Origin of the sequence: Ruegeria sp. HKCCD4884, assembly GCF_013110855.1 — a bacterium.
Taxonomy (GTDB): domain Bacteria; phylum Pseudomonadota; class Alphaproteobacteria; order Rhodobacterales; family Rhodobacteraceae; genus Ruegeria.
Genome location: NZ_WVRJ01000010.1, coordinates 1 through 13,319, shown reverse-complemented (window position 1 = coordinate 13,319; position 13,319 = coordinate 1). Strand labels below are relative to the sequence as shown.

Below are 13,319 nucleotides of genomic sequence, written 5' to 3'. Positions count from 1 at the left end.
AGATGTTAACAGACCTGCAGGATTTTACGAGGCAATTCAATCGCCTCTTCCTTTTGACCCGTTGAAATCGCATGGTAGAAGACATTCATCAAGATCAGACCTGTCCCTGAACCATGAGTGTGAGATGAGCGACGATCCCTATTCCGTTCTTGGCGTGGCCAAAGACGCCAGCGCCGCCGAGATCAAGAAAGCCTATCGGCGCATTGCCAAAGAATGCCATCCGGACCTAAAGCCCGGCGATGCTGAGGCTGAGGCAAAGTTCAAAGCCGCTGCAGCTGCATATGACTTGCTGAAAGACCCGGAAACCCGTGCCCGTTATGACAATGGCGAGATCGACGCATCGGGGCAGGAACGTCCGCAACAACAGTACTACCGTGAATATGCTGAAGCCGCTGGAAACCCCTATCGCGGACGTCAGGCAGACCCGGACGACATGTCCGACATCTTCGCCGAGTTCATGAGGGGCCGTGGTGGGTTTGGCGGCCAGCGCGGCCATGAGTTTCACGCGCCGGGGCACAACCTGAACTATTCGCTGCAGATCAGCTTTCTGGATGCCGTGTTCGGCGCCAGTCAGAAACTGACCCTGCCGGACGGCGACCGGATCCAAGTCAAAATCCCCGCAGGTATAACCGATGGTCAAACCATCCGCCTGCGGGGCAAAGGGGCACCGGGATATGGTGAAGGCCCTCCAGGCGATGCTCTGGTAACTGTTTCGGTGGCCAGTCATCCGGTGTTTGATCGTCAGGGCGACGACATTCACATCAAGCTGCCCATCACCATTGATGAGGCGATTCTGGGTGGCAAAGTACCGGCCCCTACGATTGATGGCGGCGTGAATGTCAGCGTCCCGGCAGGCACAAGCAGTGGTAAAACCCTGCGATTGCGGGGCAAGGGTGTCAAAAAACGCGGCTCGTCCGAGCGTGGGGATCAGTTGATCGAACTGACCGTCTCGATGCCCGACACAATCGATGACGATCTGAAACAGTTCATGGAGACCTGGCGCGAGACGCACAGCTACGACCCGCGGAAAGGAATGCCGTCATGACCTTGACCGAGAAGGAACTGATCGAAACCGTAGCCCGACTGACCTCGGACCGACTGACCGAGTATCTGGCGGCAGAGATTGTGATCCCCGAACAATCAGACCAAGGGCTGATCTATCACAGTATCGACGTCGCCCGTCTGGAACTGGCCTGCGAGTTGCACGAACAGTACGACATGGAGGCGGATGCGCTGTCGATGATGATCTCACTGATTGATCAGATGCACGGGCTGCGGGCCGAACTGCGCGAGGTTCTGAACGCGGTCGAGGCTCAACCCGAACCGGTGCGTCAGCAGCTGGTTGAAGTGATCGGCACAGCGCGGTTCCGTCGCAGATAACGGGGTTTTGGACTCGGCCTATTTGGCGTAGAAGGCCGCCTTGATCCTTTGCCAGGTGGCCAAATGACCCAGTCCCGATCCGAATTGCTGATGCCCGCGGGTAATCTGCGCAAGTTGAAACTCGCCATCCTTTACGGCGCAGACGCGGTGTATCTGGGCACACCCGATATGTCGTTGCGCACGAAATCCGAGTTCTCGCTGGAAGAGGTGATCGAAGGGGTTGAGTTCTGCCACAGCCATGGCCGACGCGCCTATCTGACGCTGAACCTGTTTTCGCATAACAAAGACATCCCGAAACTGGATGAATACATCGACACGGTGCGCAAGGTGCAGCCCGACGGGTTGATCATCGCCGATCCCGGTGTGTTCCAATATGTCCGCGAACGCGCACCCGAACTGCCGCTGCATATCTCGACCCAGGCCAATATCTGTTCCTGGCTGTCGGTGAAGTTCTGGCAGGATCAGGGTGCGGAACTGGTGGTTCTGGCGCGCGAAGTTTCGTACCCCGAGCTTGTGGAAATCCGCGAGAAATGCCCTGACATCAAGCTTGAGGCTTTTGTTCATGGTGCCATGTGCATGACCTATTCCGGTCGTTGCCTGCTGTCGAACTTCATGGCCGAACGCGGTGCAAACCAGGGCAATTGCGCCAATTCCTGCCGTTGGAACTATGGTCTGAAGCTGCGTCTGAAGGACGGCACACATCAGGAACTGCGCATCACCGACGAAAACGCCGATCTGTTTGAATTCCTGCTGGAAGAAGGCTGCCGCCCCGGTGATTTGATGCCAATCGAAGAAGATGATCGCGGGTCATATATCCTGAACTCGCGCGATCTGTGTATCATGCCGAAGCTGGATGAATACCTGAAGATCGGTGTCGACAGCCTCAAGGTCGAAGGGCGCGGCAAGTCGGAGTATTACGCTGCCATCGTCGCGCGGGCGTATCGGATGGCCATCGACGACTACAACGCCGACCCCGAGAACTGGGACCCGAAGCCCTACATGCGCGAACTCGAAACCGTCGGAAACCGAGGCTACACGCTGGCCTTCCACGAAGGGCGTCTGACCAATTACGCACATGACTACGAACACACCGCTTCAATCGCGCAGTGGGAGTATGCGGGGATTGTCACCGAAGTGACTGAAGACGCCTTTCTGGTCGAGGTGAAGAACAAGCTGGAACCGGGCGACGTGTTGGATTTTGTCTCGCCCATCTCACGCGATACGGTTCTGCTGCGGGTCTACGATTTTGAGCGCGCGTCTGATGGCAAGCGGCTGGATGTCGTGCATGGCAGCACGAAAACTATTATCCGACTGCCTTTCACCCTGTTCGATCACGAAGACATTGACGATCTGCGCGCGCGCTTCCCGGTTTACTCGGTTCTGCGCAAGGAACGCGCCCTGACCGATGAACACTGGAGCCGCATTCGTTTCGACAAACTGGTTCAAGGGCTGGAAACCACGGGCCGCGACAACCCAACGGCTTATGCCCGTCGTCGTGACGAACTGGTTGAAAAGATCGGCGAAGATGGCAATGAACGCCGGTTCAAGACCAACCGTATCGGCACCGAAGGCTGCTGTGGCAAGGGGTGCAACGGGTGCCTGATCTTCTGGCAGGATGAGAAATACGCGCTAGCTCGAGAAGTCCTGTCAAAACGCAAACAAGGCGAACAACTCAGCCGCCGCGAGGCGACGGAACTGAAGCTACCGGGCGAACCGGCCTGATCCGGTTCATTCGCTCTTGCGATACTCCTCCGGCACGTAAAACGTATAGTCGCGATCCGCCACCTGTTCGTGGCAGACATGGCAATAAGCGACTTCACCGGCGCGATCACCCAAAGTGTCGCCAAAAACCGAGCCGTCCGGCAGGACCATGATATAACGCCAATCCGCTGTATCCGGGTTCACCCCGTTTGCCAGTTTCTCCATTATGAACATGGCACCTGGATGTATGCGACCTTCATCCGTCACCGTCATGCTGTCTTTGGCCAGAACCGAACCCATTGGCAGTTCCTCGCCTTCCTGCAAAGTCGCATAGTTATGAGCCATGCGGTTGGCATAACTGTTCACAAACCGCTGGCCATGAGTTGCCGAAATATAGGGTGCATCGTTGAACAGCGGCCAGCTTTGGTAGTTCAGGATCAGGTCCAGTTGCGCCGCTGCATAGCCGCGCGCCATTCGACGATTGAGCGACTTGTAATGCCTTAATGCCTCTTCCTTGCTCAGCTCAGCAGGGTTTTCGATTGCGATATGAGCGTTTTCACTGTCAGCAAAGGCCAGGCCAGAGCCTGTGGCCAATACAAGTACAGCGGTTCCGCTTCGGATAATTCTCAAAAAACTTTGGTTCATAATAGTGGCCCACCTGAAAATCAGTTCGCCTGTGCACCGCCTGACGGCGCATCTGTAAGTCTAGCGGCACCGCAATAACTTGCCAGCATTGGCCCGGTCAGTTCACCGTCTTGTGCATCGATTTGAAAAAGCACATGCCAGTGGCGGGCATGGGAAACATAGCAAATTATGCATGTGGTTTCAGCACCTGAAACATTAAGTTTACAGGCACACTTATGGCGTGCAGACCGCAGTTGAAATCACCTGTTACGTGATCTGATCAATCCGGGCCCGAGAAGGAAAAACCTTATTGGCTCAACCCTGTTTCGGCCTCGATCTGTTTGCGCGATTTGCGGGCGCGTTCGGTTGCCGATTTAAGTTGTCCACAGGCCGCCATGATATCCTCACCGCGCGTCTTGCGAATGGGCGATGCATAGCCCGCGTGGTAGATAATATTCGCAAAAGCCCGGATACGGTTGTTCGAGCTGCGCTTATACGGCGCGCCGGGCCATTCGTTGAACGGGATCAGGTTGATCTTGGCCGGGATGTTGTGACGCTTGATGTGATCGATCAGGCGGTGTGCATCCTCATCACTGTCGTTGACGCCATCCAGCATCACGTATTCAAAGGTAATCCGTTCCGAGTTCGACGCATTGGGATAGCTGGCCAGCGCCTGCAGCAATTCTTCAATGTTCCAACGCTTGTTGATCGGCACCAGCACGTCGCGGGTCTCATCCGTGGTGGCATGGAATGAGATCGCCAGCAAACAGCCGATTTCCTCAGCCGTGCGCGCGATCTCGGGCACCACGCCCGACGTCGACAGCGTGATACGGCGGCGCGACAGGGAAATCCCTTCGGGATCCATGGCAATTTTCATCGCGTCGCGGACGTTTTCGAAATTGTAAAGCGGCTCGCCCATACCCATCAGAACGATGTTCGACAGCAGGCGCGTTTCATCCTTGGGCGCGCCGGGGGTGGGCCATTCGTCAAGATCATCGCGAGCCATCATGACCTGACCGACGATCTCGGCCGCTGTCAGGTTGCGCACCAGTTTCTGCGTGCCCGTGTGGCAGAACGAACAAGTCAGCGTGCACCCGACCTGAGACGAGATACAGAGCGTGCCGCGATCTTCTTCGGGGATATAGACGACCTCAACCTCATGCCCGCCTGCGATACGGCACAGATACTTGCGAGTGCCATCCTCAGAAACCTGACGTGTTACGACTTCGGGGATTTCGATCACGAAATGCTCGGCCAGTTGCGCGCGGTAGGCTTTGGCCAGATTGGTCATCTCTGCAAAGTCGCGCACACCCCATTGATAAATCCACTGCCAGATCTGACCGGTGCGCATCTTTGCCTGCTTTTCTGGCGTGCCATGTTCGATCAGAACGGCACGTAACTGGTCACGGGTCAGCCCGACAAGGTTAATCTTGCCCTCAGGCAGTTTGCGAGGGAGGGTCAGGACATCTTGAGTGATCGGCGCTTTGGGCGACATTTTGGGCTCTCTGAGGCGTATCTCGAAGGATTCTGGCTTGGGATGCGCCTCTATATAGGAACCTGCGCAAAGATCAAAAGGATTCGTCACATCTGGCGGGCTTGCACAGAAAAGCCGCAGTAACAGTGTCACTGCGGCCTTCGACTTGTTTCAATCCGTGCAGATCAAAGCCGGGTCAGACACCTGCCGGCGGGATGAAGCAGTCTTCAGCATCCAGAGTTTTGACCGGGTCTTCTGGTCCGCATTGTTCGCCAGTCACCGGATAGGTCTCACCTGTATTGTCGCAAGCGCTCAGCAGCACAGCCGAGATCATCATCAGTGCGGCAAGAGATTTGTTCAGCATCAGCCCAACTCCTTCGTTTCCTTTGAACTAATTAGTTCAAAAAGAGCGAGAGCTTACTTTGATGCGGATCAAGTGCGGGCGCGAACGTAGCGTAATGCTGGCGCGCCGGACGGCATAAAGAAGAAAAGCCCCGCCATACTGACGGGGCCTGCACCGAAATACGCTGACTTATTTGGTGCAGCGTTGCTTCGCATCGTCAATTGCCGCAGTAAAGCCCAGCAACGAGAACGTGTCTTTCGTCTGCGTCCCGCGTTCCGAGCGCGCCGTCAGAACAGCCTCGTTCCCGCGCTTCATCGCTTCGATCACTTTGGGTTCCTGCCCTTGTGTCGAAGGCCAGGCCCATTCGCCATCGGTTATGAATTCGAATTCGGCGTCGTCGATCTTGACGTTGACGGTCGAACCCGCTGCAAAGGGATACCCACCCGTAAACGACACGGTTCCGTTCACTTCCTCACCGGGCCGGAACACCACGAACAGCAAAATGTCACTACGCCGCACGGACACCACGCGACCGCCGCGCGTATTGACGGTTTCATCCGGGGTTGCAACGCTCCAGCATTCTGTTGGGTCTTCTTCGACAAAGACGCTCCAATCCGTCTTCACGGCAACACGGTTGGTGCTGCTTGCCTGCTGAGCGATTGCAGTTGTCGTGACCGTCCCTGCCAAAGACAGGCCCGCAATCACACGAACGAGCATTGATCCCATTTGTCCAGCCTCCTAGCTCGACCCATACCTCAAACCCATCGGATATGGCTGCGAACCCTTCTGGCCCGTCTATTCCGTTGCGCATTCCGATGATTGCCGACATACACACACTAACGCAGATTTCGCCACAGGCGAAAGGGCGATTGGCAGAATTTTGCGCATAATTTCGGAGGTCCAGATGACGCAACCCGTACCAATGACAGAACTGTGGCGTGGGTCTTTGCTGGAAAGCCTGCATCTGGGTCACGCAGTCATTTGTGATGACACGGGTCAGATCGTGCGCAGCTGGGGCGATCCAAGGGCTGTGGTCTATCCACGGTCTTCGGCCAAGATGATCCAAGCGCTTCCTTTGGTGACATCGGGTGCTGCGGCGAAATACGGGTTGAACAGCGAACATCTTGCACTCGCTTGCGCCTCACATAATGGTGCCGCGATCCACACAGATCGGGTAACAGCTTGGCTGGATCACCTGGGGCTGACCGAGCATGATCTGCGCTGCGGCCCACAGGAACCGGCGGACACCGCTGCGCGGGACCGGCTGATACTGGCTGATGATACGCCTTGCCAGATCCACAACAATTGCTCGGGCAAACACTGCGGATTTCTGACATTGGCTCAGCACATGGGCGCAGGGCCGGAATATCTGGAAATTGACCACCCGGTGCAACAGGCGTGTCTTTCAGCCGTCGAAGAGACAACCGGTGAAACCAGCCCCGCCTATGGCATCGACGGGTGTTCTGCTCCGAATTTCGCGACCTCACTAGCGGGGTTGGCACGGTCGATGGCGTGGTTTGCAAGCGCGGCAGACCGCTCGGACCGGTCCAGCGATGCGGCGGCACAACTGGTTGCGGCCATGGTCAAGCACCCCGAACTGGTCGCCGGTGAGACCCGCGCCTGCACCGAACTGATGCGCGCAATGAACGGTCGCGTCGCCATCAAGACCGGGGCCGAGGCCGTCTTTGTAGCCATCATCCCGGAAAAACGCATGGGCGTTGCGCTGAAGATCACCGACGGCACGACCCGCGCCAGCGAATGCGCGATTGCCGCCATTCTAGTCAGCCTTGGCGTGCTGGAGGCCGATCACCCGGCCACCCGCAAATTCATGAACGCCACACAATACAGCCGTCGCGGGCTGGAATGCGGTGTGATCAAACCTGCGCCGGGCTTCCCCGGCTAAGGTCCTCACATCTCGATCTCATGCACCTCGGCCACTTCGACCGAGCCTGAACCGTTGACGACCATCGGACAGCCCTTGGCCATCGCTGTCGCTGCGTCGATGCTGTCGGCCTTGATCACCGTAAAGCCCGAGGCCGGGTTCGCACCGCCATTATCAACGACCCCGCTGCTGCTGACGGTATAGGACTGGCCCACCGGGTTACCCGGGATCTCCAGCGCCTCACCCATGTCCTGAAACCAAGCACCCCAGGCGGCCATGGTCGCCTCAATCTCGGCGGGGTCGGTTGGGGTGTGACCCCCATGATAGACAAACAAAAATTGGGGCATGTCGCTCCTCCCTGATGAAAACCTATTTGCAAAGTGCTTCGAGTTTACGCAGCGAAGATGTCCAACCCTGATTGTGGTTGGCCGCCGCATCGGCATCGGCCAGTTCCCGGTGATCCAGTGTCAGTCGTGATCCGGTGCTTGTTGCCGCGACCGACAAGGTGACGTGGCTTTCGTTGCCGCGCTGGTCCTGATCATCATGCCAGCCCCAAGTAAAGCCCACTGAATTGGGTGGATCGACATGGGTCACATGGCCTGAAACCTTGTATTGCTGTCCCTCGCTGTTTTCCATAACCGAATACCATGGGCCTGTTCGTGAAAAATCCAGATTGTGTTCGGGCACGTGCATTCCTTCGGGACCCCACCACTGCAACAACCTGCTGCCGTCGCTGATCCAAGCAAACAAATCTTCAGGGGTGACGGGGAAGTCCCGCTCCAGTTTCAGGTCGGCCATGATTTCTCCCTTTCGATAATGTCACTCAGACGATCGAGGCTGCTTTCCCAGAATTGACGTTTGGATATGGTCCAATCGGCAATCATCCGCAGCCCTTCGGCCCGGACAGAATACATCCGCTGCGTGCCCTGGACGCGCTGCTGCACCAAACCAGCTTCACGCAAGACCTTTAAATGGCGCGAGATCGCAGCCCCCGAGACACCTCGCCCTTCGATCAGGTCACCGGCAGGCAGTTCACCCTGTTCCATCAATTGTTCAACAATCGAGAATCGGGTGGCGTCAGACAATGCTGAAAAGGCGGTCAGAAGCGTGCTCATGACCACTATTTAACATAAATGTTAAATAAAAGATAGCCTCGGTTATTCGTAGGCAAAGTCAGCGCGACTGTACCCTTGCAGGTAAAGCAGCGCCGTCAGGTCACCGTGATTCACCCGCACGTCGCATTGAACCGCCACCGAAGGCTTGGCATGAAGGGCAACCCCGGTCCCCGCCCGGCCCAGCATTCCAAGGTCATTTGCCCCGTCGCCCACTGCCATCACGTCATTTTCAGACAGGCCAAGCCGAGTTGAGATCTGTTCCAGTGCTTCGATCTTGGCCTGACGTCCCAAAATCGGACGCGCCACATCGCCCGTCAGTTTCCCGTCTTCAGCCAACAGCGTATTGGCCCGGTTTTCATCAAAACCCAGCAACTCTGCCACCCGTGCCGTAAAGGCTGTGAATCCGCCCGATACCAACGCAGCATAGGCACCGTTCGACCGCATCGTGGCCAACAATGCCTTACCACCGGGCATGAGGGTGATCCGTTCGTTCAGAACTTTGCCAATGACGCTTTCATCCAAATCCTTGAGCAAACCGACCCGTTCGATCAGCGCCCCCTCAAAGTCCAGCTCTCCGTTCATGGCTCGGGCAGTGATGTCCTTGACCCTGTCTCCCACACCGGCTTCATCCGCCAGTTCATCGATGCATTCTTGCTGGATCATCGTGCTGTCCATATCGGCCAGCAGCATCTTTTTGCGCCGCCCTTCTGCAGATTGCACGATCAGGTCGACACCCATGCCCTGCAAGTCCGCCCAGACGTCCCAGCGATTGTCGGGCATGTCGCTTAGTTCAAACTCTACCGCCTCATCCGGGCTGAGCCAGACAACATCCCCACCACCCCACGCATTGCGCAACGACTCGGGCAGGGCGCGGTCCAGCGAAGGCGCTGCAGGATTGGTCAGCAAAGTTGCGACATACATATTCATTCTCCAATACCTTGCGCGTGTGCGTCAAATTAAGGGGTCAAAAGACTGCGTCCTTTTTCAGTCAGTTCCCAACAGGTCTGCCCCTCAAACACGGCCACACCCACCGGACGCCCATAGCCCGCGCCTGTATCCAGGTTGACGCGATTTCCATAATGCTTCGCCTGATCCACTGGCGTGTGACCATGCACGATCAGCTTGGGATGCGGACCTCGATGGTTGTGAAATTCCTGCCTGATCCAGACCAGATCACTTGCCCGTTGTTCGTTGAGCGGCATGCCCGGGCGAATGCCCGCATGAACAAAAGCAAGCTCGGGCGTTTGGTGCATCAACACCAGATCGCGCAGGAAGGTCAGGTGCGATTTCGGCACTGCCCCCTTTGCCATCCGGTGCAAGTCTTCCAACCGTATTTGACCTTCAAACTCCACTCCGTAACTGCGCAATGTCTCGATTCCGCCCAACCGGTCATGTAGCCAGTGATACCCCACAAGTAGATGCGGATCGTGGCGCGGGATGTCTTCCATGAACCAGGCGAACATACGGTCGTGATTGCCCAGCAGGGTGATCCAGTTCCGACCCGCATCACGCCCGGTGATCAGGTGATCAATCAAGCCCCGACTATCGGAGCCGCGATCCACATAATCCCCTAAAAACACCACCTGAGCATCCGGGCCACCATCATGTTGGATCAGAGAAAGTGCGCGCTCTAGCTCGGCCACCTGCCCGTGCAAATCGCCGATTACATAGACAGGCTGTGTCATAGACATCCTCCGCCAGTAAGCTTCCGCTCGCTTGTGCCCCAGATCGCGGCTCCAGAGAACAAAGGACCCGGATCTTTTCAAAACCGGGTCCTGAACTGTTTCTCAAACTCAACAGGCCACGTCAGGCGACATCAAACACCAATGGTTTGATCTGCGTGAACAAGCCCGTTTCCGCCAGCTTGGCGCGTGCCTCGGCCGGAACCGGTTCGTCCACGTAAAGCAGCGCAATGGCTTCGCCGCCTGCCTCGGATCGACCAAGGGTAAAGTTCGCGATGTTGACGTTGTTCTCACCCATGGTCTGACCGAGTGCACCAATGATACCCGGCACATCTTCGTTGGTCGTGTACAGCATATGAGCGCCGATCTCGGCATCGATATTGATGCCCTTGATCTGGATAAAGCGCGGCTTGCCGTCGCTGAACACAGTGCCCCCGATCGAACGTTCGCGCTTATCGGTTACAACGGTGACTTTGATGTAGCCCTCAAACGCGCCCGACTTGTCCTGATTGGTGGTCGAGATTTTGATCCCGCGTTCCTTGGCGACAACCGGGGCTGAAACCATATTCACCTCGGGATTGAACTTCTTCATGATCCCCGCGACCACTGCGCAGTTCAGCGCCGCCAGGTTCATTTCAGCGGCCACACCATCGTAAAGGATGTTGATCGCCTTGACCGGCTCATCTGTCATCTGGCCGATGAAGCTGCCCAAATGCCCGGCCAGCTTGATCCAGGGGCCCATGACCTTGGCCTCTTCCGCAGTGACGCTGGGCATGTTCAGCGCATTCTCAACCGCGCCGGTCAGCAAGTAGTTCGAGATCTGCTCAGCCACCTGCAATGCTACGTTTTCTTGCGCTTCAGTCGTGGCCGCACCAAGGTGGGGCGTGCAGACCACGTTGGGCAGATTGAACAGCGCGTTTTCCTTGGCGGGTTCCTCACTGAACACGTCAAAAGCCGCCCCGGCCACGTGACCGGATCGCAGCGCTTCGGCCAAAGCGTCTTCATCAACCAATCCACCACGGGCGCAGTTGATGATGCGCACACCTTTCTTGGTTTTGGCAAGGTTCTCGCGGCTCAGAATATTGCGGGTCTGGTCGGTCAGCGGCACGTGCAAAGTGATGAAGTCGGCGCGCGACAGCAACTCGTCCAGCTCGACTTTTTCCACGCCCATTTGCGCGGCTTTCTCTTCGCCCAGATAGGGGTCATAGGCGACGACCTTCATCTTCAGGCCCAATGCGCGCTCGCAGACGATACCACCAATGTTGCCTGCGCCGATCACGCCGAGCGTCTTGTTGGTCAATTCGATCCCCATGAACTTGGATTTTTCCCACTTGCCCGCATGAGTCGAAGTGCTGGCCTCGGGAATCTGCCGCGCCACGGCAAACATCATCGCAATCGCATGTTCTGCGGTCGTGATCATGTTGCCGAACGGCGTGTTCATCACAATCACGCCTTTCTTCGAAGCGGCATCCTTGTCGATATTGTCCGTGCCGATACCAGCGCGGCCAATAACCTTCAGATTGTCGGCTTTCTCCAGGATGGTCGGTGTGACCTTGGTGGCGGAACGAATGGCAAGGCCGTCGTACTGCCCAATCACCTCGGCCAGCTTGTCTTTGTCCTTGCCCAGATCCGGCATGAAATCCACATCGATGCCGCGATCGCGGAAAATCTGCACGGCGGTTTCGCTGAGCTTGTCAGATACGAGTACTTTAGGGGCCATATCTCTGGTCCTTGAATTGTATGGAAGGTCCGGGCCTGAACCGGCCCGGCAAAAAAGGTCAGGCAGCTTCGGTTTGCGCTGCGATCTCGGCCTCGAAGGCCCAGGCCAACCAAGGCAACATCGCCTCGATATCCGAGGTCTCAACCGTACCGCCGCACCAGATACGCAGACCCGCAGGCGCGTCGCGGTAGGCCCCGATGTCCAGCGCGATATTCTGAACCTCAAGCCGTTTGGCCACAGCCTTGGCGAAGGCGGCTCCGTCCTGAATGCGCGCGTCGGTGAATTTCAGGCACACGGATGTATTCGACCGCGTCGCCGCGTCTTCGGCCAGATTGGCAATCCAGTCATTTTGTGCACAGAACACATGAACCGCATTGGCGCTTGCGTCCGCACGAGCAATCAAACCCTGCAAGCCACCGACCGAGCGCGCCCAGTCCAGCGCAAACAGGTAATCCTCGACCGCCAACATAGAAGGCGTGTTGATCGTGGCACCGGTAAAGATACCTTCGATCAGCTTTCCGCCTTTGGTCAGACGGAAAATCTTGGGCAGCGGCCATGCTGGGGTGTAGCTTTCCAGCCGTTCAACGGCACGAGGGCTCAGGATCAACATCCCGTGCGCCGCTTCGCCACCCAACACCTTCTGCCAGCTAAAGGTGGTGACATCCAGCTTGTCCCACGGCAAGTCCATCGCAAAGGCCGCCGAGGTGGCATCGCAGATTGTCAGACCCTGACGGTCATCTGCGATCCAGTCGCCGTTGGGAACTCGCACGCCAGAGGTGGTGCCGTTCCACGTAAACACGACGTCATTGGCGAAATCGACGGACGCGAGATCAACCAGCTGTCCGTAGTCGGCGGTTTTCACTTCGGCATCGATCTTCAGCTGTTTGACTACATCTGTGACCCAACCGGACCCAAAGCTTTCCCAGGCCAGCATCTCGACCTTGCGTTCGCCCAACAGCGACCACAGCGCCATTTCGACCGCGCCGGTGTCCGAGGCAGGAACGATGCCGATTTTGTAATCTGCCGGAATGCCCAGAATTTCACGCGTGCCTTCAATGGCCGCTTTCAACTTGTCCTTGCCAACAGCAGCGCGGTGCGAACGACCCAGCGCAGCATCGGCCAGCTTGGACAGCTCAAATGTGGGGGGTTTGGCACAAGGGCCCGAGGAAAAACGCGGATTTGCCGGCCGCGTTGCCGGTTGTTCGATAGTCATCTGTATTACCCTTCCAGATACACGCCCCTCGTTGGGGAGGGGTGTCCCACGCACAGAGCTATGGGGGCTTTGCACCTGCAGCAAGCGGAAAAGACGCTTGGCCGGACAAAAACGACATTTGAAGAGGCATCACATCGGAACGCTTGTTTCCGATTGGCGAAAACCCCGCCATTGATTTGGCGGGG

The 13,319-nt window shown here is 57.1% G+C and carries 15 protein-coding genes; 4 read left to right on the top strand and 11 right to left on the bottom strand.

All coding sequences use genetic code 11. The features are described 5' to 3' along the window. The first annotated feature begins 124 nt into the window (after nucleotides 1-124). From GS636_RS15005 to GS636_RS14995, 3 genes are all read left to right on the top strand, one after another. A complete protein-coding gene (locus GS636_RS15005; RefSeq protein ID WP_171670298.1) occupies nucleotides 125-1,045 on the top strand; it encodes a DnaJ C-terminal domain-containing protein in 921 nt (306 codons plus the stop codon). After that, entirely contained in the window at nucleotides 1,042-1,380 is a 339-nt protein-coding gene (locus GS636_RS15000; RefSeq protein ID WP_152459322.1) for a hypothetical protein, read from the top strand. Before GS636_RS15005 ends, GS636_RS15000 begins: the two co-directional genes overlap by 4 nt. 63 nt (nucleotides 1,381-1,443) lie before the next feature. After that, on the top strand, nucleotides 1,444-3,102 hold the full coding sequence (locus GS636_RS14995; protein WP_171670295.1) for a U32 family peptidase: 1,659 nt from the start codon (nucleotides 1,444-1,446) through the stop codon (nucleotides 3,100-3,102). Nucleotides 3,103-3,108: 6 nt separating this feature from the next. Here the strand turns inward: GS636_RS14995 and GS636_RS14990 are convergent, their stop codons facing one another. From GS636_RS14990 to GS636_RS14975, 4 genes are all read right to left on the bottom strand, one after another. After that, entirely contained in the window at nucleotides 3,109-3,726 is a 618-nt protein-coding gene (locus tag GS636_RS14990; protein WP_171670293.1) for a cytochrome P460 family protein, read from the bottom strand. Between the two features lie 286 nt (nucleotides 3,727-4,012). After that, nucleotides 4,013-5,200, bottom strand: a complete 1,188-nt coding sequence (gene rlmN, locus GS636_RS14985) for a 23S rRNA (adenine(2503)-C(2))-methyltransferase RlmN (RefSeq protein WP_171095715.1) — start codon at nucleotides 5,198-5,200, stop codon at nucleotides 4,013-4,015. 175 nt (nucleotides 5,201-5,375) lie between these two features. Continuing rightward, nucleotides 5,376-5,543: a hypothetical protein gene (locus GS636_RS14980; RefSeq protein ID WP_171670290.1), complete on the bottom strand. Its 168-nt coding sequence runs from the start codon at nucleotides 5,541-5,543 to the stop codon at nucleotides 5,376-5,378. Nucleotides 5,544-5,711: 168 nt separating this feature from the next. Continuing rightward, nucleotides 5,712-6,248, bottom strand: coding sequence for an invasion associated locus B family protein (locus tag GS636_RS14975; RefSeq protein WP_171670288.1), 537 nt, complete (start codon nucleotides 6,246-6,248; stop codon nucleotides 5,712-5,714). 178 nt (nucleotides 6,249-6,426) lie between these two features. Between GS636_RS14975 and GS636_RS14970 the strand changes: the two genes are divergently transcribed. After that, complete coding sequence (locus tag GS636_RS14970) at nucleotides 6,427-7,425, top strand: asparaginase (protein WP_171670285.1); 999 nt, start codon at nucleotides 6,427-6,429, stop codon at nucleotides 7,423-7,425. Nucleotides 7,426-7,430: 5 nt separating this feature from the next. On the opposite strand, the gene GS636_RS14965 is transcribed toward GS636_RS14970, so the two are convergent. From GS636_RS14965 to GS636_RS14935, 7 genes are all read right to left on the bottom strand, one after another. After that, entirely contained in the window at nucleotides 7,431-7,751 is a 321-nt protein-coding gene (locus tag GS636_RS14965; RefSeq protein ID WP_171095708.1) for a YciI family protein, read from the bottom strand. A gap of 22 nt (nucleotides 7,752-7,773) precedes the next feature. Further along, the gene (locus GS636_RS14960) at nucleotides 7,774-8,202 is read right to left on the bottom strand and encodes an SRPBCC domain-containing protein (RefSeq protein WP_171670283.1); all 429 of its coding nucleotides are present in this window, start codon (nucleotides 8,200-8,202) and stop codon (nucleotides 7,774-7,776) included. Continuing rightward, nucleotides 8,190-8,519, bottom strand: coding sequence for a helix-turn-helix transcriptional regulator (locus tag GS636_RS14955; protein WP_171670280.1), 330 nt, complete (start codon nucleotides 8,517-8,519; stop codon nucleotides 8,190-8,192). The genes GS636_RS14960 and GS636_RS14955 overlap by 13 nt, the downstream gene beginning before the upstream one ends. A gap of 42 nt (nucleotides 8,520-8,561) precedes the next feature. After that, entirely contained in the window at nucleotides 8,562-9,440 is an 879-nt protein-coding gene (gene serB / locus GS636_RS14950; RefSeq protein ID WP_171670277.1) for a phosphoserine phosphatase SerB, read from the bottom strand. Between the two features lie 35 nt (nucleotides 9,441-9,475). After that, on the bottom strand, nucleotides 9,476-10,204 hold the full coding sequence (locus tag GS636_RS14945) for a metallophosphoesterase (protein WP_171670275.1): 729 nt from the start codon (nucleotides 10,202-10,204) through the stop codon (nucleotides 9,476-9,478). A gap of 121 nt (nucleotides 10,205-10,325) precedes the next feature. Next, nucleotides 10,326-11,921, bottom strand: coding sequence for a phosphoglycerate dehydrogenase (serA, locus tag GS636_RS14940; RefSeq protein WP_171670273.1), 1,596 nt, complete (start codon nucleotides 11,919-11,921; stop codon nucleotides 10,326-10,328). Between the two features lie 58 nt (nucleotides 11,922-11,979). Continuing rightward, nucleotides 11,980-13,134, bottom strand: coding sequence for a phosphoserine transaminase (locus GS636_RS14935; RefSeq protein ID WP_171670271.1), 1,155 nt, complete (start codon nucleotides 13,132-13,134; stop codon nucleotides 11,980-11,982). Nucleotides 13,135-13,319: the final 185 nt, after the last annotated feature.